The following is a 21,991-nucleotide window of genomic DNA, read 5'->3' on the forward strand; positions in this document are numbered from 1 at the left end:
TTGAACCCTATAAAAAAAATAATAGAAACAGATCTGTTTAAAATTACCTCTTTAAACAGTCTGAGTGTATTATTGAAAATTGGGATAGGATTGATTACCTCAAAATTACTGGCTGTTTTTGTTGGTCCAAGCGGAATGGCTTTGGTCGGCAATCTTCGAAATTTTTCATCATCATTAGAAAGTATTACTACTCTTGGATTTCAAAATGGGGTTGTGAAATATGTAGCTGAACACAAAAATGATAAGTTGCAACTTCAAAAAATAATTGCTACGGCATTTATCAGCTTATTATTTTTTGCTGTTGTTTCAAGCTTTATTTTGTTCTTCTTAGCAGCGTTTTGGAACACACAAATTTTTGGAAATAATTTTGATTATCAAATAATTTTTAAAGCGATAGCTTTAGTATTACCCTGGTATGCAATTTCGGCTTTTTTGCTTTCGGTTATTAATGGCCTGGGAAAGTTTAAGGAAGTAATTTGGACAAATATCACAGGGAATGCAATAGGTTTGTTGGTTTCATTTTACATGATTTGGAATTATAAAACCTTGGGAGCTTTGCTTTCGATAGTAATTTCACCTTCATTATTGTTTTTTGTTACGTTTTATTTCATCAGTAAAGAGCTTAGTCTTTCATCAATAATTAAATTTCGAAATTTTGATTTTGAAACTATAAAAAAGTTATCATCTTATTCCCTTATGGCTTTGGTTTCCTCTGTGTTAGGGCCATTAGTTTATTTGGTCATTCGAAAAAATATAATTGAAGTGGTTGGATTGGAGCAAGCCGGTTTTTGGGAAACGATGACCAGGATTTCAACTTATTATATGATGTTTATTACCACAATTTTGAGTGTTTATTTTTTTCCAAAATTGTCAATAGCCGAAAATAACAAAGAGACACAAAATATTTTCCGTACTTTTTATAAAAATATTTTGCCACTATTTGTACTTGCGGTAACCGTTATTTATTTTGCTCGATTTTTTATTATAAAATTCCTCTTTACTCCTGATTTTTTGCCGGTTACAACCTTGTTTTTTTGGCAATTAACGGGCGATATTCTAAAATCTGCTGCATTGGTTTTGGGATTTCAGTTTTTTGCAAAAAAAATGACAAAGGCTTTTATTCTTTCAGAAATAGCTTCACTTACTGTTTTGTATTTTTTGAGTCATTATTTTGTTGTAATATTCGGTATCCAAGGGATCGTTATGGCTCAGGCTTTGGATAATTTTATTTATCTGCTGGGGTTAGCTGTTTATTTTAGGAAAAGTTTGTTTGGATAGTTTTTTAGATTTATCATTTGTGATAGATGTCTTTGTAGAGATAATTATATAAGTAATTGGTACATTTTGTAATGAAATAGTGTTTTTTTCTTGTGAAATTATATTTAAAATAATTATGAGTTTGTTTTTTTAATGAAAATTCATTTCTATATTTTAGATTTTTTTATTAAGAATAATTCCTTCTTTATTTATTAATATTGCACTGCATTACAATAAATAAATTCAGACAAAATGAAAAATAAAATTTCACTGCTTTTTTTTGGAGCTCTTTTTTTAAATACAACTCTACATGCACAAATTAGTACAGGTGCAGGAGGAGTGGCAAGTATATTGCCTAATAGTACACCTACAAATACGAATGTAGGTATAGGAACTACTGATCCGGCATATAAATTAGAGGTAGTAGGCAGTATAAAAGCTAACGAAGGAGAATTTTTTAAGTCTCTTCCGGATGGATCAACTTATACGGATTGGAAAGATAGAAATATTAGGGATAGGGTTTTGAATTTAGGTACTCTAAGAGACCCTTTAGACAATGGTAGATTATTACGTTTTGTTGATCATCCACAGTCAAATCTTGATGCAAAATCTAATTTTGGATTTGCTATTGATGACAGGAGTAATCATACAAGAATTTCTATAAATGCAGAAACAGGTGGTACCGGAACATTTACATTGCTCGATCGAAATCAAACAGAATACCTTAAAGTGTTTGAGGATGGTACAGGAAAGGTATATCAGCAAATGGGTAAGCCAGATTCTAAATTGTGTATTGGTGGCTATTCTAATTATGTCCCTGGCCTTCCTCATAAATTGGTAGTGCAAAATGGTAGTGCCTTAATAGAAGGCAATATTCTCACAGATGCCAGTATCGGCATCGGAACCTCGAATTTCACAGATGGTTCAGAAAGCTACAGACTTTCAGTAAAAGGAAAAGTAAGGGCAGAAGAAGTAAAAGTGTACAACACCTGGGCCGATTATGTTTTTGCCAAAAACTACGATTTGAAACCACTTGCAAAAGTAGAGGAGTACATCGCCCAAAACGGTCATTTGCCAAATGTGCCATCTGCAAAACAAATTACTGAAAAAGGCCTGGAATTGGGTGAAATGGCAAAAATTCAGCAGGAAAAAATTGAGGAGTTTACATTGTATTTGATTCAGCAGAATAAGCAACTTGAAGAGCAAAAGCTGTATTTAATACAACAGAACAAAGAAATGGAAGAATTAAAAGCTCAGGTTAAAGCTTTATTGGCTTCTAAAAAATAATCATAATATTTTTAATACTTATTTCTATCAGTAAAAACATTATAAGACTAATAAAATCATACAATGAAAAATAAAATTACAGTACTTTTTTTTGGAGTTCTTTTTTGTAACATAGCCGTAAATGCACAAATTAGCACTGGTGTAGGAGGAGCAGGAAGTATATTGCCTAATAGTACAACTACAAATACTAATGTGGGTATAGGAACTACTGAACCGACAGCGAAGCTTGAAGTTGTTGGTATTGTCAAAGCAAAAGAAGGAGAGTTTTTTAAATCTCTTCCCGATGGTGCAACTTATACCGATTGGAAGGATAGAAATATTTCGAATAGAGTTTTAAATTTAGGAACTATAAGGGATCCTTTAGAAAATGGCAGATTATTATGTTTTTATGATCATCCACAATCAAATATCATTAATTTAACTAAATCTGCTTTTGTTTTAACTATAGATGACAGAAGTAATCATACAAGATTTATTACTAAAGCAGATACTGGAGGAGAAGGTTATTTCTCGCTTATGGATAAAAATCAAACAGACTATTTTAAAGTTTATGATTATGGAAATGATATTTTTACTTTGACTATGCCTAAACCAAATACAAGAGTAATTATAGGAGGACTTGCTGATTATGCTAATAGTTTAGGCCATAAGTTGTTTGTACAGGGAGGTAGTGCTAAAGTAGAAGGAAATATTCTGACAGATGCCAATATTGGTATCGGAACCTCAAACTTCACAGATGGTTCAGAAACCTACAGACTTTCAGTAAAAGGAAAAGTAAGGGCAGAAGAAGTAAAAGTCTACAACACCTGGGCTGATTATGTTTTTGCAAAAAACTATTATTTGAAACCACTTACAAAAGTAGAGGAGTACATCGCTCAAAATGGTCATTTGCCTAATGTACCATCTGCAAAAGAAATTACTGAAAAAGGGCTGGAACTTGGAGAAATGGCAAAAATTCAGCAGGAAAAAATCGAAGAGCTTACACTTTATTTAATTCAGCAGAATAAAGAAATGGAAGAGTTGAAATCTCAGGTAAAGTTATTATTGGCTGCCCAAAAAAAATAAGTTTATCACTTTAAAAGAATCAGTTTAATGAAATATTATATTACCCTATTGGTATTGGTTTTTTCGCTATGGTCCAATGCCCAAAACCAAACGAAGATTAAGTTTAGTTATGATAATGCCGGGAATCAGATTAGTAGAACATTATGTGTTAACTGCCCGCCGGAAACAGGCAAACAAGTCAAGGAAATAGAAGCCATTGTTGAAGAAGACCTTGAAAAAATAGAAGGAGAGGAAATGATTTCCTATTACCCGAATCCAGTAAAAGAAGAGTTGTATCTCAAGTGGGAGCTTACGGATGACAATTATGTAACTTCAATTCAGTTGATTTCATTGGCGGGGCAGGTTTTAAATACATTTCGGGAAACTAAAAAGAATAACAGTCAAAACATATTGTTTCAGTCATATCCGTCGGGCGTGTATGTTGTTTTAGTTAACTACAAATCAGGTGATCCTAAAACAATTAAAATTATTAAGCAATAAGATTTAGACATGAAACAATTTTACTTTTTCATTATAGTTTTATTCTCCTCTTTTTCTTTTTCTCAAAATTTCACAGATACTAAAGGAGAATTACAAATAGCAGCTTCAGGTACTGCTACCTATACTTTGCCAATAGCGATGCCGCCCAGTATAAAAAATGTGGCACCTATTATCAATCTTACCTATAGCAGCGGTGCAAGAGGCGGAATTGCAGGTCAAGGCTGGAGCATTAATAGTATTTCGGCCATAAGCCGTATAGCTACGCGTCGTGATATTGACGGTTTTGTAGACGGAGTTGATTTTGATGATAATGATAAATTATCCTTAGATGGTCAACGATTGTTAATAAAAACAGGTACGTATTGGGCACACGGTTCTACCTACGAAACCGAGTATAAAAGCAATACCAAAATCGAATTAAAAATCGAAGGATCTGTAACGTATTTTATAGTCACGGCACCAGATGGCTCACGAAGCTGGTACGGCTCAAAAGGAGATGGGACGCTGCAAAATTCGGTATCGGTTAATTCCTGGTATATTGTGCGTTTTGAAGATACGTATGGAAATTTTATCGATTATACCTATCAAACGGTTACCTATAACAGTACAAACCAGTTGTATATTGATTCCATTATATTTAGCGGCAACACAACAGCAGGAATTGCGGCTCAGGATAAAATTGCTTTTAAATACGATAATGCAAAAAGGGTAGAAAGAGATTATATGAAAGGGGGTGCAGTCTATGCCACTAAAATCTTAAAATTCATAGAGGTATATGCAAACAATGCTATTTTCAGAAAGTACCAATTAACGCATGCGACTGATGATTCAGGATATGAACGAGTAACAAATATAAAGGAAATCAATGCTCAAAGCGAAGAATCAAATCCTGTAGTTTTTGCATATCATGGTGATGGTATACCCACTACAACTACAAAAACAGAGAAACAATATACAAATAATCTGAATTTCTCTCAAGCTTCCTTAGCAGGAGATTTTGATGGGGATGGCAGGTTGGATTTTGTAGCTGATAATAAACTGTTTACTAATTTATTTAATGGTGATACGGGCAATGCTCCAATTGATTTACCTGTATGGATTCGTTACAAATTTGCTGCCACTACACTCACTGATAATAAACTAAACCAATTCCAATCGATTGTTTATATTAATGAAACTTTGACCACAATAGAGTTTAAAACGTATAATTTATCTGGGAATGGAGTCGTCTTGAGCCACAATAAGATAATAGATTTTAATAATACGATGATTATTGATCCAGATTCAGATTCATATTGTAGTAGTATTGCAAATCTTTTAAAATTTAATGATTATTTTGAAGGAGATTTTAATGGAGATGGTATAAGTGAATTTTTAATACAAAGTCAGAGAAACCACAAAACTTTAATTTATCCTTATGCAGTATATGACGGTAACGGTTATCTAATAGATGAGTATTGTACTGAAAGTCAGTCGTCTGAAGGATACGATTTTCATTTAATGAATCTTGATCCCAATGCATCTACAGTCCTGGGTCAGAAAGAATTTGTTAAGTTGGAAAACAGTTCTGTTTTATTAGGTGATAAAAAAATTACGGCAGATTTCAACGGTGATGGAAAATCAGATATATTAGTAATTAATTACGATAAAACGTATAAAATAGTTAATTTTAAACAACTAACTGTAAGCCCTTGGATAGAATTAGAAGTAATTGGAATGGGCGTTCTGGATAAATATTCAACTACAAAGCAATTGTTATTAGGCGATTACAACGGAGATGGAAAAACCGATATCATGCTTCCTGATGGAGAAGGTGGAGAAGGACAGGTGAAATGGCATATTTATTACAGTAATCCAAAACCGACCGGAGGAGAATTTTTCGTAAAAGAAACTCACGACAATATCGTAGAATACTGGCCTAATACAGGTACACATTTTGATTCTCAAACCCATTTTAGCAATTATTATGCTATTGATATCAACAAAGATGGTAAATCCGATATTGTGCGGGTATGGAGAAGGTATTACAAGCCAAAATGGACTATTAATAACCATAATACAGAATGGTGGGTTAAAGGCTATACGAATAATATAGGAAATACAGCAAGTACTAATAAGTTTCCTATGACTTATGATTCTGGTGTTTCCTTTTCAGGTTCTCCTGATATCCCAATTCCTTTAGTTTCCAATTACAGATACGATGGTGCCAATACCGATTTGGTTATTGTTCGTGGACATTCTAACAAAATCGAATATTACCAATTCAATAAAGATTTTGATAAGGACAATCGATTAAAGACAGTCACAGAAGCCAATGGGAAAATCATTCAGACTATTGATTATAAAGCAATGGAAGCCACAGACGGCAAATTTGGAAATAGCAGCACTGATTTTTATTCCTCCGCAGATGCTGTAAACTATCCCAATATTGAGATTGTCAGAAACTCAGGAAGTTATTTGGTTTCTAAATTAACCGCTACCATCAATGGAGTTTCGAAATATCAGGATTTCAGGTATCGCGGTTATGTATCCAATTTCAACTACGGAACTGTTGGTTTTACCAGAACCACAAGAAGCAGCTGGTATTTATCTCCGTCTGATACCAAAATATGGACAACACAGCACAATGATGTGAATCTTAGAGGAGCCAATACCATAACCTGGTCAAGCACCAACGGGGCTACGGTTTTTGATGCAGTACCTTCTAATTTGTTAAGCACTAAAACGAATGTCTTTTCAACTTACACCAATCCAGCATCAAAAGTATATAATGTTTTGCTGGATTCACAAACGACTCTTGATGCATTGTCGGGCGTAAAATCAGAGACTGCTTTTACCTATGATGGCACCGTGACCTCTGTAGATTATTATGGTTTGGAAAGAAAAGCGGTTACCAAAAAGTACACTGGCTCAACCGAGCAAGGAAGCACAACAGTGGATACAGAATATGACAGTAACCCATCAGGAGGAGGAAGTTCGTATTACATCGGAAGGCCTAAAAAAGTAAATACTTCAACCAACAATGTTGCTTCCGGTGATACCCGAACATCTGAAGAAATACATACTTACACAGGAACAAACCTGACCCGCACAGAGAAAAAAGGACACAATACCTATGCCATTGTCGAAGACATGACTTATGATGCAGTAGGGAATCTGCTGACCAAAACGGTTTCTGCCCCTAATGCATTGCCGGCACCGACAGCCCGAAAAATAACAGATGAGTACGATGCCACCAAACGTTTCGTGGTCAAAAAAACAGATCATCAGAACTTTGTAACTAATTTTGTTTACAACAGACTAGGGCAGGTAACACAATCAACAAGTCCTTTTGGAGTAGTAAGCGATTATACATTTGATAATTGGGGAAAACTGACCAAAACCAAAACGACCGGTGTATCTGCCGTACCATTGGAAACCACCATTACTTATGCTAAATTATCAGATGGAGGCTACACTGTTACCAGCCAGAATACAGTAGGCGATAATGCCAAAAGCATCACGCAGTACGATGTATTGGGAAGAGCGGTTATCACAACAACAAAAGGATTGGCAGTCAATTCGACTATCTCAAAACAGGTGGTTTATGACGGTCTGGGAAGAAAAACAAAAGAAAGCGAGCCTTATTTTTCATCTCCAAGCCGATGGGTAGAATATGAATATGACTATCTGATGCGTCCGACCAAAATAACACAGCCAACGGGCAGGATACAAACGCTGTCCTATTCAGGTCTGACTACCACAAGCGTTGATGACGGAAAAACAACAACAGCAACAGTGGATGCCCTGGGCAATAAAACACAGACGACAGATCCGGGAGGTACTATCACTTTTACTTATTATGCCAATGGGCAGTTGAAAGAATCAAATTATGGCGGGCACAAAGTAAACATTACCATCGACGGCTGGGGCAATAAAACCGCCATGACCGACCCTAATGCGGGAACCTATACCTACAGTTATGATGCCTTTGGACAATTAATCACAGAAACGACGCCAAAAGGGCAAACAGATACTTTTTATGATGAATTTGGTAAAGTAACCAAAAGAAAAGTGTCAGGCGATGGGGCAGATATCGAGACAGAATATACCTACAACTCTTTTGCTCAGCTTACAGGTGAAACCAGTAAAAATAGCTTGGGAGCAAACATAGATAGTTTTGGGTATACCTATGATGAATACCACAGAGCTGTAACCAATACAGAAACCAATGCCGCTTTTACGCAAACTAAAAACATAACCTACGATAGCTACGGAAGACCAGTTACAGCGACCAATGCAACACAGGATCTGACATCGGGGGTAAGCGAATCTGTTACCACAAAAAACGTGTACAATGCCTACAACGGTATGATGGATAAATTGACAGATGGCAATGATGCCGTTTTATGGCAGCTCAATACAGCCAACGAGAAGATGCAGCCGTTAACCCAAACCTTGGGGAACGGAGTGGCCATAACCAATGCGTATGATGTGCATGGGTATTATACTTCTCAGACACATACCAAAAACAGTATTAATATTGTAAACAATACCTATAGTTTTAATGCCATAAAAGGAACATTGAGCAACCGTCAGAATGTGGCTTTAGGAACATCAGAAACGTTTACCTATGATGCTTTAGACCGACTGACCAACTGGACCAACCCGTTGACAGGTATTGTCGATTCGAATACCTATGATGACAGGGGAAGGATCACCAATAACAACAAACTGGGGGCAGTTACCTACAACGGTAATTTCAATACCGGGATTTACCAGAAGAAAGAAATAGAACTGACGACAGAGGGTGAGGCTTATTACAACAATCTGCCAAAACAATTGGTAACCTATAATATGTTTAAAAGCCCTATATCGATAAACGAAAGCGATAAAGGCAGTACAACATTTACGTATAACTCCCATCTGTCAAGGCAGGCGATGAAATTTGGCTTTCAGATCCCCACACCGGGAGCAGATGGTGTGTATACCAAAACCAAGAACTATACAGATGACGGTACGGTAGAGATTATAAGGACTCCTACAGAAGTTACCATAAGAACTTATATCGGAGGTGATGCGTACGGAGCACCTCTGTATACAGAAAAAACAAAAACGGTCGCGACAGGCGCCATTACAGACAAAAAATATTATCTTCACAGGGATTATCTGGGAAGCATTATCGCTATTTCAGACAACACAGGTACAGCGGTAGAAAGACGCCAGTTTGATGCCTGGGGGAATCTGGCCAAACTGCAGAAAAACGGTGTTGCGATCACCCTGCCGACAAACGGCACAGGAGCAGCCCTGATGATGCTCGACCGTGGTTATACCAGCCACGAACATCTGGCAGAGGTTGGTCTGATACACATGAACGGCCGTTTGTACGATCCTGTTTTACGTTCTTTTTTAATGCCGGATAATTTTATACAGCAGCCTGAGAATACCCAGAATTACAACAGGTATTCCTATGTGCTGAATAATCCGTTGATGTATACGGATCCTAGTGGGGAAGTAGTTATTGGTTTTGCTGGTGCTGTGATAATTGGTGCAACTATAGCAGCATTGACCTATACAGTAACCGCTTTGTTAGCCGATGTGCCGTTTAGTGTTGGTGGTTTGGCAAAAGCTACTTTTATTGGAGCAGCAAGTGCAGCGGTAACATATGGTATTGGTAGTGCTGCTGGTACAATTACCAATTTCTATGCTAGTGCAGCGTTTAGTGCTGTGGCACATGGAGCGTTTCAGGGTAGTATGACAGCTATTTCAGGAGGTAAATTCTGGAGTGGTTTTGCAGCTGGTGCTTTGAGCAGTATTGCGGCGAGTGCCTGGAGCGGAGGAGGACCAAATAGTAATTATCATGGAGCAGGAAACTTCGCAAGTTCAGGAGCTGGTATGATTGCATTTGGTACAGTTTCCGGTGGAGCTGGAGCTGCTCTTACTGGAGGTAATTTCTGGCAGGGAGCTGTTACTGGGCTTGTGGTTTCTGGCTTGAATCATTATGCACATATGATACAGATCAAGAATGAGATTGAAGAAAAATATCCGGGGCTATATAAAGTCCTTTCAAAATTAAAAACCTATGTAAAAGATCATCCATCTGTTTTAGAGTCTATGTCTTTGTATAGTGGTTATTCAAACAAAGAAATATTAAGTTTATTATCTGTAGGAAATCTTGTCAATATGGTAAAAGTTGGAGGAACAGATGAATGGGGACAATTTTTTGGTTCAAAAGACAACACGAATATTCATATTAGCGAAAGTTTAGTATCAAGTTTAGATAAAGGCGGATTTGATTATACAAGGTTTAAAATATTTGACAATTTGAATGGAAGATCTTTTTTGGCAGGAATCACAGTTTTGCACGAACTGGTTCATTATGGTAGGTACTGGAATGGATTACCTTCATTAGTTGGAAAGTATGAAGCAGGTCAAATGTTTGAAAAAAGAGTTTTTGGATTAGTTAACGGAATTATTGGTTCAACAAAAAATGCAACAATATATGATTGGAAATTTTAAAGTATTAAGAATAGTAATTATTTTGCTATTGTTAGGTTGTAAAAAACAGAATGAAACAGAAGATAGTAGAAAACTGATAACACAAAATATAAATGTTTTAATAGACTCTGTTGAGAGTTTTGATATCAGCAAAATGCCTGTTTCATCAGTTTCCCATAAGGATTTTAAAAATTATAAACCTTTGAAGGTGAAACAAATGACAATTGGCTTGCTAGATTCAATTTTAGTAAAAGAAAACAAATTAAATAAAAATAATGAGACAAATTATTTGAGATTTAATTTGCAAAAAGAAGATTTGGTTAATTTTAAATCACATTACAAAATAGAGATTGTTAAAGTCAATAATTATGATACTAATGTTTTGTTTGTGAGTTTTTTTAATTTTAGTATGAAAGGAAACAAATCAAGCATTGAAGTGAAAAAAAGAATAGGGATAAGTATGATTCATCATAAATATTATTTTGAAAAAGAAAATGATACTTGGGTCTTTAAAAAGAAAGAGTTTTTTGGAATGGGGTAAATCTGGCCAAACTCCAGAAAAACGGCGTTGCCATCAACCCGTTTGCGCAGATTCTCATAGGCAACGATAGCGCGGAAATTCTTTCCGTGCCCGCTAAAGAGAATATACAAAGAATAGAAGTACAAAACTTCGCAGCAATGTGAGGTTTTGTGTTTTTAATAAAATGGTCAACAGTTGTAGTAAACTAAGCCACTGGAGCTAGTCTGTGATTAGTAACTTAAATTAGGGATTACTAACAATTGAAAAAATAAGATAATCTTATAAGCTGATTTTAAGTGGCCGAAGCCGTTATTGCACATTATAAATCCCCCGCTCCGCAAAGTCTCATGACTTTGCGTATTTTAAAAGTTCTTGAAAGCCATAAAATAGTATAAAAGTCCCGCTTTGCTAGCCGATGTGCCGTTTAGTGTTGGCGGTTTGGCTAAAGCTACGTTTATAGGTGCAGCGAGTTCAGCTGTGACATATGGTATTGGTAGTGCGTCAACTAGTTTATTTACCAATTTCTATTCGCAGGCGGCATTTAGTGCAGTGGCTCATGGAACTTTTCAGGGTAGTATGACGGCGATACAAGGAGGTAAGTTTTGGAGTGGTTTTGCGGCCGGCGCTTTGAGTAGTATTGCTGCTAGTGCCTGGAGTGGAGGTAGTACAACTGAAACAAATTTTGAAACCAATAGTAGTTTGACCGAAGGACATTTTGTAACCTCTACTTATGCACATCAGGGAATAAGTGGAGCTTTAGGAGCTAATAATGTTGCAGGTATGATTGCTTTTGGTACAGTTTCTGCTGGTGCTGGTGCGGCACTAACTGGTGGTAATTTTTGGCAGGGGGCTGTTACGGGATTAGTTGTTAGTGGATTGAATCATGCAATGCATAAAATGGATGAAGCATTTGCAAAACATAAGTTTGATAAAGAGATAGATAATGCTTATGGAAGTAGCGCTGATAGTCCTGCTCCAGCAAATGAGACTACTTTAAATACTATGGCTGAAAATGTTCCAACATTAAAAAATTGGCATAATAAGTCTGGTAATCCTAAAATGTATGCTCAACCAAAATATGCTTATGCGCCAAGTGATGGAATTTCTGAAGCAAAGACTTTTGCATATGATACTGATAACTATAAATCTTCAACTATTACTTTCTTTAAATCTTCTTTCGCTTCTTATAGAACCTTAGCTCATAATATGCTTCACGAATTTGGTCACGCATATTTCAATTATACGGGACAATTAGCTCCATTAATAGCTAAATATGGGGATTATAGTAAAAAGCCTCAAGCTTATTCAGAAGTTTATGCTTTTAAGTTTGCTTTTCAATATGGTGGCATTCCTTACTCAAATAATGGTTGGTATCAAGTTAATAACGCTAGAATACATTAATATGCAAAATATTTTTTCAATTTTAATTAGTTTATTCATAATGAGTTCTTGTTCAAAAAAAGAAGAACCTAAATTTCAAAAAATAAAATATGATTTAAGTTCTAACTATAAAGACAGTTTAGGAACTAAAATTATTCCTAACAAAAAATATCAATACTGGGCTTATATGTCTTATTATCAAAATTCAGGTAAAGAAAAACATACAGTTTTAAAACAAGGTGGAGATACTTTAGAAAAAAAACATATAAATATAAATCACAATATATTAGGCTTTTTTGAAGGTTGTCATCCAAATTATTGTTGTAATTATGCTGTAACTGTCGAAAGTGATAAACTAGAATATTTGAAAACTAAAGAGCAGTTTAGAAAATTTTTAGGAACAATAGACAATTTAGAAGAAGCAATGCTTTTAGCAAGAACCTATGATTATATTTTAGATGCAGATATTAAGGGAAGTGCTTATAGGATAATTAATGAATATTATGAACTTCATTTGATGAAATTCCACGAATATCCACCACAAAAAGAATCTATAGAAATCAAAATTGATAAAAAAGGTAATATAAAAACCAAAAGTTTAGGTTTCTATTGTAAAGGACAAAAGTGTTACGAATAAAATCATAAAAAAAACAAACTCCCCCAGCTGGCGCGAGCAGAAATAAGTTCAACGGCTAGCGCGATGCCTCTGGCTCGTGCCCGCAGAGACACTATAAAGTATATAAAAGCAAACCCTCGCAAATTGCGAGGGTTTACTTTTATATCAAACTTATTTTAGTATACTTTATAAAATGGTTAACTTGTTGTAAGTAAAAATTCAGCAGTTCACATACATGAACAACGTTAGTAAAGAATACTTCGAAAAACAAGGTGTTATTTACTGATTAGCTTTTCAAGCCTTGCCATCATTTCATCTTTCTCTTTCAGCATACGCTCATATAGTGCGATCTTTTCTTCATGAAGTGAAATCAATTTGTCGATTGGATTATTATTGAAAGTTGGGCTGTAATTTATTAAGCCTTGAGTATCATGAAATGTATTAGAAATAATATTTATTGCCTGCTCCTCATCAAAATTTTGAAATGCCTCAACAGGGATTCTTAACGAATTTGATATTTGTTTAAGCAGACTATCTTCAATAACATCTTTCTGCTCCAGCATAGAAATTTTCTTCTGGTTCCAGTCATCTCCCAGATCATAAGCCAAAGCCTCCTGTTTGATGCCGAGCATTTCTCTAAAACGTTTTACGTTTCTTCCCTGATGTATTTTCTGTTCCATAATGAGTGTTAGTTTTCTTAAGGCTCAAAGATAAAGCCATTTAGTTTCAAATATAAAAAAATGTCAGGTAAAACGTGTTTTTTATCAGATATTATAGATCATAATTTTAAAATTATAATTTGTATAGTTATTTTAGGACGACACAAGGACGACACAAAAGCATAGATAAAGCATAGATAGTGCATGAAAATTACATTTTCTTTTTTAGCAGATTAACTTTTTAATAATTCTGATACTAAGAAGATTTATCAGGTAGTGGCAGGAAAAATAAGAGATGCCAATAATAATTAGCTTTAATTAAGTATAAAAAATAAAAAGAATAGTATAAGTTAATTTGTAGGCATATACATTATGAATTTACTTAAATTTAGGTATTTTTGAAAAAAAATACGTAAATATGATTCCATTATATTTTGATCCGGGAACGGGCGCTTTGATTGTTCAGTTTTTAGCGGCTGCAGTAGCAGGAGTATTATTGTTTTACAGAACAGTTATACATAAAATAAAATCTGTTTTTGGAATCAAAAACAAAGCAGAAGATGATTTAATGGATGATACCGATACTAAGGAAGATCAGCAATAAATGAAAAACACAAGAACGACTTCTTCATTTAGGGATCCGTCCGGATATGTGTTTATAGAAGACGGAAGCATTAAAAGAGTAATAAAACCGGTTTATTTCAGTCAATACAAATCTTTAACAGAAAGTGGTTTCTATGATACTCTTTTTGAAAAAAAATATTTAATTCCGCACAAAACAGTTCAGGAAAATCAAAATCAGATCATTATAGAAGCACAAAAAATTCCCTTTGTAACTTATCCTTACGAATGGAGTTTTTTACAATACAAACATGCGGCTTTGCTGACTTTGAAAATCCAAAAGCTGTCTCTGCAAAATAATTTTACGTTAAAAGATGCTTCAGCGTTTAACATTACTTTTCATGAAGGAAAACCTGTTTTTATAGACACCCTGTCTTTTGATTTTTATAAAGAAAATAATCCATGGCTGGCCTACAAGCAGTTTATAATGCAATTTTTAGGTCCTTTAGTCCTGGCAAAATATTTTGGACAGGAGCATTTAAAAATGCTGTCTCAAAACCTTGACGGTCTTTCGTTACAAAAACTGTCACTCTTACTGCCTGTCAAAAGCTATTTTAGTCCTACATTATTGACCAACATTCATTTATTGGCTAAATATGATAAGAAATACGAGTCAGATAAAAAAACAGTAAACAATAATTTATCGAAAGCTTCTCAAATTAAACTAATTGACGGTTTGTATGATTACATTCTAAATTTATCGGTTAACGAAAAAACAGAATGGGATCATTATTACAATCAGATCAATTATAATGATGTTGCGTATCAATTTAAGAAAGAGTTTGTTAAGGATTGGTTTTTATCCATAAAAGGAAAATCTTTAATTGATATTGGAGGCAATGATGGTACCTTTTCGCGCGAGTTAAAAGAGCAGGCAGAGTTATTAATTGTAGCAGACGTTGACGCTAATGCAGTAGAACAAAATTACAGGCAGGTACTAAAAAATAAAGAAAAAAACATATTACCGCTCGTTGCAGATGTATTAAATCCGGTAGCAAATTATGGTTTTAATAACGCAGAGCGTTTTTCTTTTGTTGATAGAGTGAAAGCGCAAAATCTTGATGCTTGCCTCGCTTTGGCCGTAATCCATCATATTACTTTATCCGGAAATATTCCATTTTCATTTTCGGCTCAGTTTTTCTCAAAAATGGCTTCGAACCTTTTGATTGAATTCCCTGCAAGAACAGATTCGTGGGTTCAGTTTTTATTGGACAGTAAAAGAGAATTTGCAGGTCATTTTGACTTTTATAACGAAGAAAATTTCGAAAAAGAATATACAGTTTATTTTGAAATCATAAAGAAAGAGAAAATTGAGTCTTCTGAAAGAATTTTATATAGTTTGAAACGTCTTAATCCATAAAAATGAATTCTGGTATCAAAACACAATTTGACAATTTTATCAAAGGAGAAAAGGATTATCCTTTGCTGGTGGGTTTTTTTTCCGGTTTTTATCCAATAGTTTTTTATTATTCAAATAACTTTGAAGATATTAATTCATTAAGACATGTGGTTTACTTTTCTTTTTTGTTTTTGATATTGCCATCAATCAGTATATTTTTATTGTATCATTTATTCATCCGCTTCAAAAAGTTACAGCCTTACAGAAAACACTTTTTATTTGTTGTAGTTGTTGAATTAACGGCTGCTTATTTTTCACAAGTATATTTTTTAACAATCAAGAAAAAGCTTTTATTAGGATTATTAGTTTTTGTTTGCTTTATTTCTTTAAAACTTTATATGCATTACAAAAAAATAATAGTTTTTATTTTATTACTTTCAGTAATTCCAGTTTTAAAAGTTTCTGAAATAATTTGGGGCAATCTTAGAAAATCTGCTTCATGGCAGCAACAGCCTGATCATATTCTTAATACCAGTTTTAAAAAGAAGCCTAATGTATATTACATTGAGACAGATGGATATGCAAGTAACGAAAACCTTAAAGGTATTTTATATCGTTTTGATAATTCAGAGTTTGATGAATGGTTAAAAGAAAAAAAATTTACATTATATAATGATTTTAGAAGTAATTATGAATCGACTTTAACGTCAAACAGTTCTTGCTTTTTCATGAAGCATCATTTTTATAATATAAATTCGAATTTTAAATATTCCAGAGATTTAATTACAGGAAAAAATCCGGTTTTAAAAATATTTAAAAAGAATACTTATAAAACATTTTTTTTAACAGAAAGCCCTTATTTACTTGCTAATAGCCCGAATGTTGAGTATGACTATTGTAATTTTAATTCAGACGAAGTTCCTTATTTTAATGTTTTTGAGTCAAAACGAAATCTTTCAAGTGATTTAAAATATCAAATATTAAAAAATAGAGGTACTAATAATTTTTTCTTTATTGAAAAATTTGCACCTAATCATATAGCAGTTTATAAACAACAATCTTTGGGGATTGAAAAAGAAAGAATATCTTATATAAAAAGATTGCGAGAAGCAAATAAGTGGTTAAAAGAAACAGTCTCTTTTATTGAAAAAAACGATTCAAATGCTATTATAATCATAGGGGCAGATCATGGTGGTTTTGTTGGGTTTTCACATACTTTGGAAGCTTCAAAAAAAATTTCGGATAAAGTTCTTTTAAAATCAGTTTTTGGCGCTAAACTCGCGATAAAATGGAATACTCCCCAATATACAGAATATGATTCAAAATTAAAATCATCCGTAAATTTATTCAGGGTCTTATTTTCTTTTTTGAGTGAGGACAAAGAATTGCTTAAAAATCTTCAGTCAGATAAAAGTTATAATTTATATCAGCCTAATGACTTTTCTAAAATTTATATGGCAATAGAATGATTTTAGATTTCTTTAATTTATTGTGAACTCCGTATGATTTTCTTAAAATAATAATTACCTTTTTTATTGTTTTTTTCAAAAAACAGGTAATTCTGGAGTAAGAAATATTTATCAAGTTCGTCTCTTTAAGAGAAGTAAAGTTGTTAAAATTTAATTATTTTCCCAGATTTTTAAATATTTCCGGGCAATTTTTATATAATCATGTTCTTTTTCGACAAAAGATCGGGCACGTATCCCCATAGCTACTATTTCTTGTGGATTTTCTATTAAAAAAGACAATTCATTGACCAGATAGTCAACATTAGGAATAGCATTGACACAAACTCTTTCTGATAAATTATAATATTTCGTAAATTCTGTTTCAGCTCCTGTAAAAACTACCTTTCCCTTAGCCATTGCTTCGAGTGCATTATATCCCTGATCGCGAGACGTGCATTGATCTAAAAGAATATGTGATTTGTTATAAAGATTTATATATTCTGGATACGGAATAGTATTTACGATAATTATCTCGACTCTTTCAGCATATTTTTTTTTAATCAATTCCAAAGCCTTTTCAAAGTAAATTATTCCTTTCTGGTGGTAACTATACCGGCCTATTCCAAGAAAAATCACAATTTTATTTTCAATGAATAATTTTTCGAATTTCAGTTTCTTTATATTAACAGGATAGGGTATAAAACCTTTATAAATAGGACTATTTCTGTTTGCTTCGACATAGTCAAAATCAGTTGGTATCAACCCGTTAAAATTAGTTGTGATAAAATTGTGGATCTTAATATGACCTTTGCTGAAATAATCAAAAAACTGAAGATGTTCTTTTAGTTTTGGATTCTGAAAAAAAGGAGTCATTAGTGATTTGTAATTTTTATTTTCCATGTAAAATTTTAAAGTCAAATAATCAATGCCTGCAGATAATACAAAACATTTTTTATTCGAATTAAAAATCTTTCTGATAAAAAAATATTCTAAAGATTTAGAAGTTTTAATTGGGGCTTCATTAACAAATTGAACAACATCAAAATTTTTCAATTTTGATAAATGAAGATAAAAGCGAATTCCATATTCGATACCTAATAATTCAAACTTAAACAAACGGAAAAATATTTTCCTCGGAATTATAAAGATTTTTTTTGTTAGAAATTTAGCTTCGTGATCATAATCAACAGGATATGATCTGTAGCCGTTGCTATTTCCGATTAAAGTTACATTATGTCCTAATTCAGTTAATCCACTTTTTAAGGAATTATGTAATAAGCTATATTCTCCAACAAGTAAAATATTCATTATCATTATATTTGTTGCTAAAATAGTAATAAAATGAACAAATTAAATATGCAAAGAAGTATTTGCATTGTTTCTGACCAGCTAGCAGGTGGAGGGGCTGAGCGTTGTTCGGCATTGCTTTCTGTTTTCTTTGAAAGAAATAATATAGATGTTTACCATATTATTGTTGTAGATAAGGTCGAATATGAATTTTCAGGTAAACTTATCAATCTTGGAAAGCTAAAGAATAAAAGAAATGATTTTTTTAATAAAATTAAAAGATTTTATATATTGAGAAAGTTCTTTAAAGAGAATAAATTTGATTTTATAATTGATACCAGAGTCAAAAATCATAATTTACAAGAGGTTTTTATTTCTAAATGTATATATTCTTCACCTCTGATACAGATCATTCATAGTTACATGGTTAATTTATATTTTCCAAATATTAAATTTCTGGCAAAATACATTTACAAGCATTGTTATAAAATAGTAACCGTATCTGAAAAAATTAAAAATAAAGTAGAATTTGACTATAAATATCATAATGTCAAAACAATATATAATCCTGTTGATTTTGATTATATTAACAAGAAATTGATTGATGGTAAAATGTTTTCTTCAGATCAATACATTTTGGCTGTTGGGAATATGCAAAATATGGTTAAGCAGTTTGATAAATTAATATATTGTTATTCTAAATCAGATTTGGTAAATAAAAATATAAAATTAATTATTTTAGGAGAAGGGGCTTTCAGATGTGAATTAGAAAAGTATGTCAGGGAAATTAAATTAGAACATTTAATTATATTTAAAGGTAAAATTGATAATCCATTTCCATATTACAAGAATGCTTATTTTACTGTTTTGTCAAGTAAAAACGAAGGATTTCCAAATGTGTTATTAGAATCATTAGCATGTTCTACACCAGTTATAGCATTTGATTGTTTATCTGGTCCTAAAGAAATTATTTTAAATAAAGAGAACGGATTACTGGTAGAAAATCAAAATCTTGAAAAATTAACAGAAGCCATGAATTTGTTTGTAGAAGATAAAGAATTATACAGCTATTGTAAAAAGAATGCTTTCGACAGTATTCAGCAATTTTCTTTAGAGAATATTGGAAAACAATGGTTAGATTTGATGAAAATAGATCTTTATAATAAAACGAATACCCAATAATGAAAATAGAAATTATAGATATTCCAAAAATAGAAAACCGATTGGGTAATATAGCTGTTGTTGAAAATGAAGTTATTCCGTTTGATATAAAAAGAGTTTATTATCTGTATGATATTCCAAGTTCATCCATACGCGGCGGTCATTCGCATAAAAAACTGCAACAAGTACTCATTGCTATTTCCGGAAGCTTTGATGTGGTACTTAAAGATGGAAATGATATAAAAACGGTTACTTTAAATAAACCGGATAAAGGACTTCTCATAAAAGATAATATATGGAGAGAGTTAGAAAATTTTTCTTCGGGTGCAGTATGTTTGGTTTTAGCATCTGCGGTTTATAAAGAAGATGATTATATAAGGGATTTTGATGAATTCCGAATGTCTAAAAAATGAAAATTCTATATATAACACCAGACATCAAAAACTCTGGTGGAATTGCGAGGGTTGTTGCTTTAAAAGCGAATTATTTAGTCTCAGTTTTGAATTATAAGGTTGATATTCTAACTGTAAATGACTGTGATGGGGATTTTTTTTATCCATTTGACTCTAAAATACAATGGTTTACGATTGATAAATGTAAAAATAAAGCCTTGTTTTTGTGGAGATATTTACAATTAATCAAAAAAACAATTTATGATCAAAAACCCGATATCGTGATTGTTTGTGATGCTGTTTTGTGGATTTTTATACCTTGGCTAATAAAGTCTAAAACACCATTAGTTTTCGAAACACACGTTTCTGTTAATCTGAAAAAAATACAGAAAAAAGGATTCTTAAATAAGATAAGATCTGAAATTATTTTATTCCTAAAAAGAATTACCTCCAGAAAGTTTGATAAATTTATTGTTCTAACAGAAAGGGCTGCTAAGGAATGGAAGATTAACAATTCTAAAGTGATTCCAAATCCAGTCAGTTTTATTTCTGAAAATCAGGCAAGGCTACAAAACAAAAAGGCAATAGCTGTTTGCAGACATAGTTATGAAAAGGGCTTAGACAGGTTATTGTTAATCTGGAAAGAGATATTGAAAAAATACCCTGATTGGATTCTTGATGTATATGGGCAGTGGGATGCGGATTTAAAGTATCAAAAAATTGCTGAGAAGATGAAAATTGCTAAAAAGATAAATTTCATTTCTCCTGTTGCAGATATTGAAGATTGCTACAATCAGTCCTCCGTTTTTTTAATGACTTCCCGTTCAGAAGCCTTTCCTATGGTCCTTTTAGAAGCCATGAATTGCGGTTTACCCAGTATAGCTTATGATTGTAGTTCTGGTCCTGGAGAAATTATCCAAAATAACCAAAACGGATTTCTAATTGAAGATGACAATATTGATTTATTTGTAGAGAAATTAGAACTTTTAATCAAAGATGAAGACCTGCGTTTAGAACTTGGTAAAAACGCAAAAAAAACTACAGAACAATATGAAATTCAGTTAATAATGAATACCTGGATTGCCCTTTTTGAAGATTTAAAGAAGCCCTCGTGATTCTTTTTCAAGTTTCGCAATATACCCTAAACGGTATAAATCAAAAACATATAACATTGGGTATTTACCGGCCAGGTTTTTTAGAAAAAGGTATTTGGTCAATTTATGGAATAATACAAGAAGAGAAATTAGTTTTAATTTCGTAATCGTCGAAAATAATTTAGAAATCCGAACGTAATCTTTTGATATCAGTTTATTATCGATTAAATATTTTAAAGCAGTTAAGGATTCATTTTCCTTTCTGATGGCAATTTCAAAATCATCCATTCCATAATGGTAAACAGGATTGTCAATATGTTCAATTGTAATGTTTTTTCGCATCAGGTTATACGAAAACAAAGTGTCTTCATGTCTAAGATTGGGTATTGTTTCATTAAACGAAACCTTTTCAAAAACAGATTTATTTATTAAAAAATTGAGTGTTAAGAAACTTAAATAAGGATTTTTTTTTCTTTTTTCGAAGGGTAATGCTTCTCTTCTCTTTCCATAGATCCAACGAAAAAGTTTGTTTTTTTCAGGTTTATTTTCAGGATATAATAAACCTCCATTAACTGTTTTCTCTTCGTTATTTATACATTGAATGTAAGCTGAGATAAAGTTTTTGTTTTTAGGAAATACATCTGCATCGAGAAAAAGTAACCATTGATAATTTCCTTTTTGAGCCAATAAATTTCGGATTTTACTCCTCCCAATATTAGACTTTAATTTTTCGTAGCTGGAATATGATAAAGTATTTATTTTTTCATTTTCTAAAATTCTTGTATTCGACCCATCATCAATTACAATAATTTCAAAAATTATTCCTGATTCCAAACATTGTATATGTAATTCCAAAACAAGATTGTAAACATTATAATTATAAGTCGGAATAAGTATAGAAAGCATTA

The 21,991-nt window shown here is 32.8% G+C and carries 17 protein-coding genes; 14 read left to right on the forward strand and 3 right to left on the reverse strand.

All coding sequences use genetic code 11. The features are described 5' to 3' along the window. From DMB65_RS19520 to DMB65_RS19555, 8 genes are all read left to right on the forward strand, one after another. Entirely contained in the window at positions 1–1,278 is a 1,278-nt protein-coding gene (locus DMB65_RS19520) for an O-antigen translocase (protein ID WP_110308313.1), read from the forward strand. Between the two features lie 231 nt (positions 1,279–1,509). After that, positions 1,510–2,544: a hypothetical protein gene (locus tag DMB65_RS19525; protein WP_110308314.1), complete on the forward strand. Its 1,035-nt coding sequence runs from the start codon at positions 1,510–1,512 to the stop codon at positions 2,542–2,544. Positions 2,545–2,607: 63 nt separating this feature from the next. Further along, the gene (locus DMB65_RS19530; RefSeq protein ID WP_110308315.1) at positions 2,608–3,609 is read left to right on the forward strand and encodes a hypothetical protein; all 1,002 of its coding nucleotides are present in this window, start codon (positions 2,608–2,610) and stop codon (positions 3,607–3,609) included. A 27-nt stretch (positions 3,610–3,636) separates the two neighbouring features. Further along, the gene (locus DMB65_RS19535) at positions 3,637–4,089 is read left to right on the forward strand and encodes a T9SS type A sorting domain-containing protein (protein ID WP_110308316.1); all 453 of its coding nucleotides are present in this window, start codon (positions 3,637–3,639) and stop codon (positions 4,087–4,089) included. A gap of 9 nt (positions 4,090–4,098) precedes the next feature. Further along, a complete protein-coding gene (locus DMB65_RS19540) occupies positions 4,099–10,587 on the forward strand; it encodes an RHS repeat-associated core domain-containing protein (RefSeq protein WP_110308317.1) in 6,489 nt (2,162 codons plus the stop codon). Beyond that, the gene (locus DMB65_RS19545) at positions 10,571–11,107 is read left to right on the forward strand and encodes a hypothetical protein (RefSeq protein ID WP_123955366.1); all 537 of its coding nucleotides are present in this window, start codon (positions 10,571–10,573) and stop codon (positions 11,105–11,107) included. The genes DMB65_RS19540 and DMB65_RS19545 overlap by 17 nt, the downstream gene beginning before the upstream one ends. 384 nt (positions 11,108–11,491) lie before the next feature. Beyond that, positions 11,492–12,487, forward strand: coding sequence for a hypothetical protein (locus DMB65_RS19550; protein WP_110308319.1), 996 nt, complete (start codon positions 11,492–11,494; stop codon positions 12,485–12,487). 1 nt (position 12,488) lies between these two features. After that, on the forward strand, positions 12,489–13,103 hold the full coding sequence (locus DMB65_RS19555) for a hypothetical protein (RefSeq protein WP_123955367.1): 615 nt from the start codon (positions 12,489–12,491) through the stop codon (positions 13,101–13,103). A 254-nt stretch (positions 13,104–13,357) separates the two neighbouring features. Here the strand turns inward: DMB65_RS19555 and DMB65_RS19560 are convergent, their stop codons facing one another. Then, on the reverse strand, positions 13,358–13,762 hold the full coding sequence (locus DMB65_RS19560) for a helix-turn-helix domain-containing protein (RefSeq protein ID WP_110308321.1): 405 nt from the start codon (positions 13,760–13,762) through the stop codon (positions 13,358–13,360). Positions 13,763–14,159: 397 nt separating this feature from the next. Here DMB65_RS19560 and DMB65_RS19565 point away from each other — a divergent pair, with 397 nt between their 5' ends. The 3 genes from DMB65_RS19565 to DMB65_RS19575 are packed head-to-tail and all read left to right on the forward strand — an operon-like array spanning position 14,160 to position 17,170. Continuing rightward, positions 14,160–14,345 (forward strand): hypothetical protein, encoded by a 186-nt coding sequence (locus DMB65_RS19565; protein WP_110308322.1) that lies wholly within the window; start codon positions 14,160–14,162, stop codon positions 14,343–14,345. Further along, on the forward strand, positions 14,346–15,722 hold the full coding sequence (locus tag DMB65_RS19570; RefSeq protein WP_110308323.1) for a methyltransferase domain-containing protein: 1,377 nt from the start codon (positions 14,346–14,348) through the stop codon (positions 15,720–15,722). It begins immediately after the preceding gene. 2 nt (positions 15,723–15,724) lie between these two features. Then, positions 15,725–17,170, forward strand: coding sequence for a hypothetical protein (locus DMB65_RS19575; protein ID WP_110308324.1), 1,446 nt, complete (start codon positions 15,725–15,727; stop codon positions 17,168–17,170). Between the two features lie 150 nt (positions 17,171–17,320). Here DMB65_RS19575 and DMB65_RS19580 read toward each other — a convergent pair whose 3' ends face one another. Next, entirely contained in the window at positions 17,321–18,457 is a 1,137-nt protein-coding gene (locus DMB65_RS19580; RefSeq protein WP_110308325.1) for a glycosyltransferase family protein, read from the reverse strand. Positions 18,458–18,490: 33 nt separating this feature from the next. Between DMB65_RS19580 and DMB65_RS19585 the strand changes: the two genes are divergently transcribed. From DMB65_RS19585 to DMB65_RS19595, 3 genes are read left to right on the forward strand one after another with little or no spacing between them, the layout of a single operon-like run. Further along, positions 18,491–19,618 carry a glycosyltransferase gene (locus DMB65_RS19585; protein ID WP_110308326.1) on the forward strand — a complete coding sequence of 376 codons (1,128 nt, stop codon included), beginning with the start codon at positions 18,491–18,493 and terminating at the stop codon, positions 19,616–19,618. Next, a complete protein-coding gene (locus DMB65_RS19590) occupies positions 19,618–20,010 on the forward strand; it encodes a sugar 3,4-ketoisomerase (protein ID WP_110308327.1) in 393 nt (130 codons plus the stop codon). The genes DMB65_RS19585 and DMB65_RS19590 overlap by 1 nt, the downstream gene beginning before the upstream one ends. Continuing rightward, a complete protein-coding gene (locus DMB65_RS19595; RefSeq protein WP_110308328.1) occupies positions 20,007–21,104 on the forward strand; it encodes a glycosyltransferase family 4 protein in 1,098 nt (365 codons plus the stop codon). Before DMB65_RS19590 ends, DMB65_RS19595 begins: the two co-directional genes overlap by 4 nt. Here DMB65_RS19595 and DMB65_RS19600 read toward each other — a convergent pair. After that, entirely contained in the window at positions 21,087–21,989 is a 903-nt protein-coding gene (locus DMB65_RS19600) for a glycosyltransferase family 2 protein (protein ID WP_110308329.1), read from the reverse strand. The genes DMB65_RS19595 and DMB65_RS19600 overlap by 18 nt on opposite strands. Between the last annotated feature and the right edge of the window lie 2 nt (positions 21,990–21,991).

The organism is Flavobacterium cheongpyeongense, from assembly GCF_003202435.1.
GTDB lineage: Bacteria > Bacteroidota > Bacteroidia > Flavobacteriales > Flavobacteriaceae > Flavobacterium > Flavobacterium cheongpyeongense.

Bases quoted from the DNA above. Each gene is read 5' to 3' on its own strand.
- DMB65_RS19560 (WP_110308321.1), bottom strand. From the start codon at position 13,762: ATGGAACAGAAAATACATCAGGGAAGAAACGTAAAACGTTTTAGAGAA.
- DMB65_RS19530 (WP_110308315.1), top strand. From the start codon at position 2,608: ATGAAAAATAAAATTACAGTACTTTTTTTTGGAGTTCTTTTTTGTAAC.
- DMB65_RS19600 (WP_110308329.1), bottom strand. From the start codon at position 21,989: ATGCTTTCTATACTTATTCCGACTTATAATTATAATGTTTACAATCTT.
- DMB65_RS19590 (WP_110308327.1), top strand. From the start codon at position 19,618: ATGAAAATAGAAATTATAGATATTCCAAAAATAGAAAACCGATTGGGT.
- DMB65_RS19535 (WP_110308316.1), top strand. From the start codon at position 3,637: ATGAAATATTATATTACCCTATTGGTATTGGTTTTTTCGCTATGGTCC.
- DMB65_RS19570 (WP_110308323.1), top strand. From the start codon at position 14,346: ATGAAAAACACAAGAACGACTTCTTCATTTAGGGATCCGTCCGGATAT.
- DMB65_RS19585 (WP_110308326.1), top strand. From the start codon at position 18,491: ATGAACAAATTAAATATGCAAAGAAGTATTTGCATTGTTTCTGACCAG.
- DMB65_RS19525 (WP_110308314.1), top strand. From the start codon at position 1,510: ATGAAAAATAAAATTTCACTGCTTTTTTTTGGAGCTCTTTTTTTAAAT.
- DMB65_RS19540 (WP_110308317.1), top strand. From the start codon at position 4,099: ATGAAACAATTTTACTTTTTCATTATAGTTTTATTCTCCTCTTTTTCT.
- DMB65_RS19565 (WP_110308322.1), top strand. From the start codon at position 14,160: ATGATTCCATTATATTTTGATCCGGGAACGGGCGCTTTGATTGTTCAG.
- DMB65_RS19575 (WP_110308324.1), top strand. From the start codon at position 15,725: ATGAATTCTGGTATCAAAACACAATTTGACAATTTTATCAAAGGAGAA.
- DMB65_RS19595 (WP_110308328.1), top strand. From the start codon at position 20,007: ATGAAAATTCTATATATAACACCAGACATCAAAAACTCTGGTGGAATT.
- DMB65_RS19555 (WP_123955367.1), top strand. From the start codon at position 12,489: ATGCAAAATATTTTTTCAATTTTAATTAGTTTATTCATAATGAGTTCT.
- DMB65_RS19545 (WP_123955366.1), top strand. From the start codon at position 10,571: ATGATTGGAAATTTTAAAGTATTAAGAATAGTAATTATTTTGCTATTG.
- DMB65_RS19580 (WP_110308325.1), bottom strand. From the start codon at position 18,457: ATGAATATTTTACTTGTTGGAGAATATAGCTTATTACATAATTCCTTA.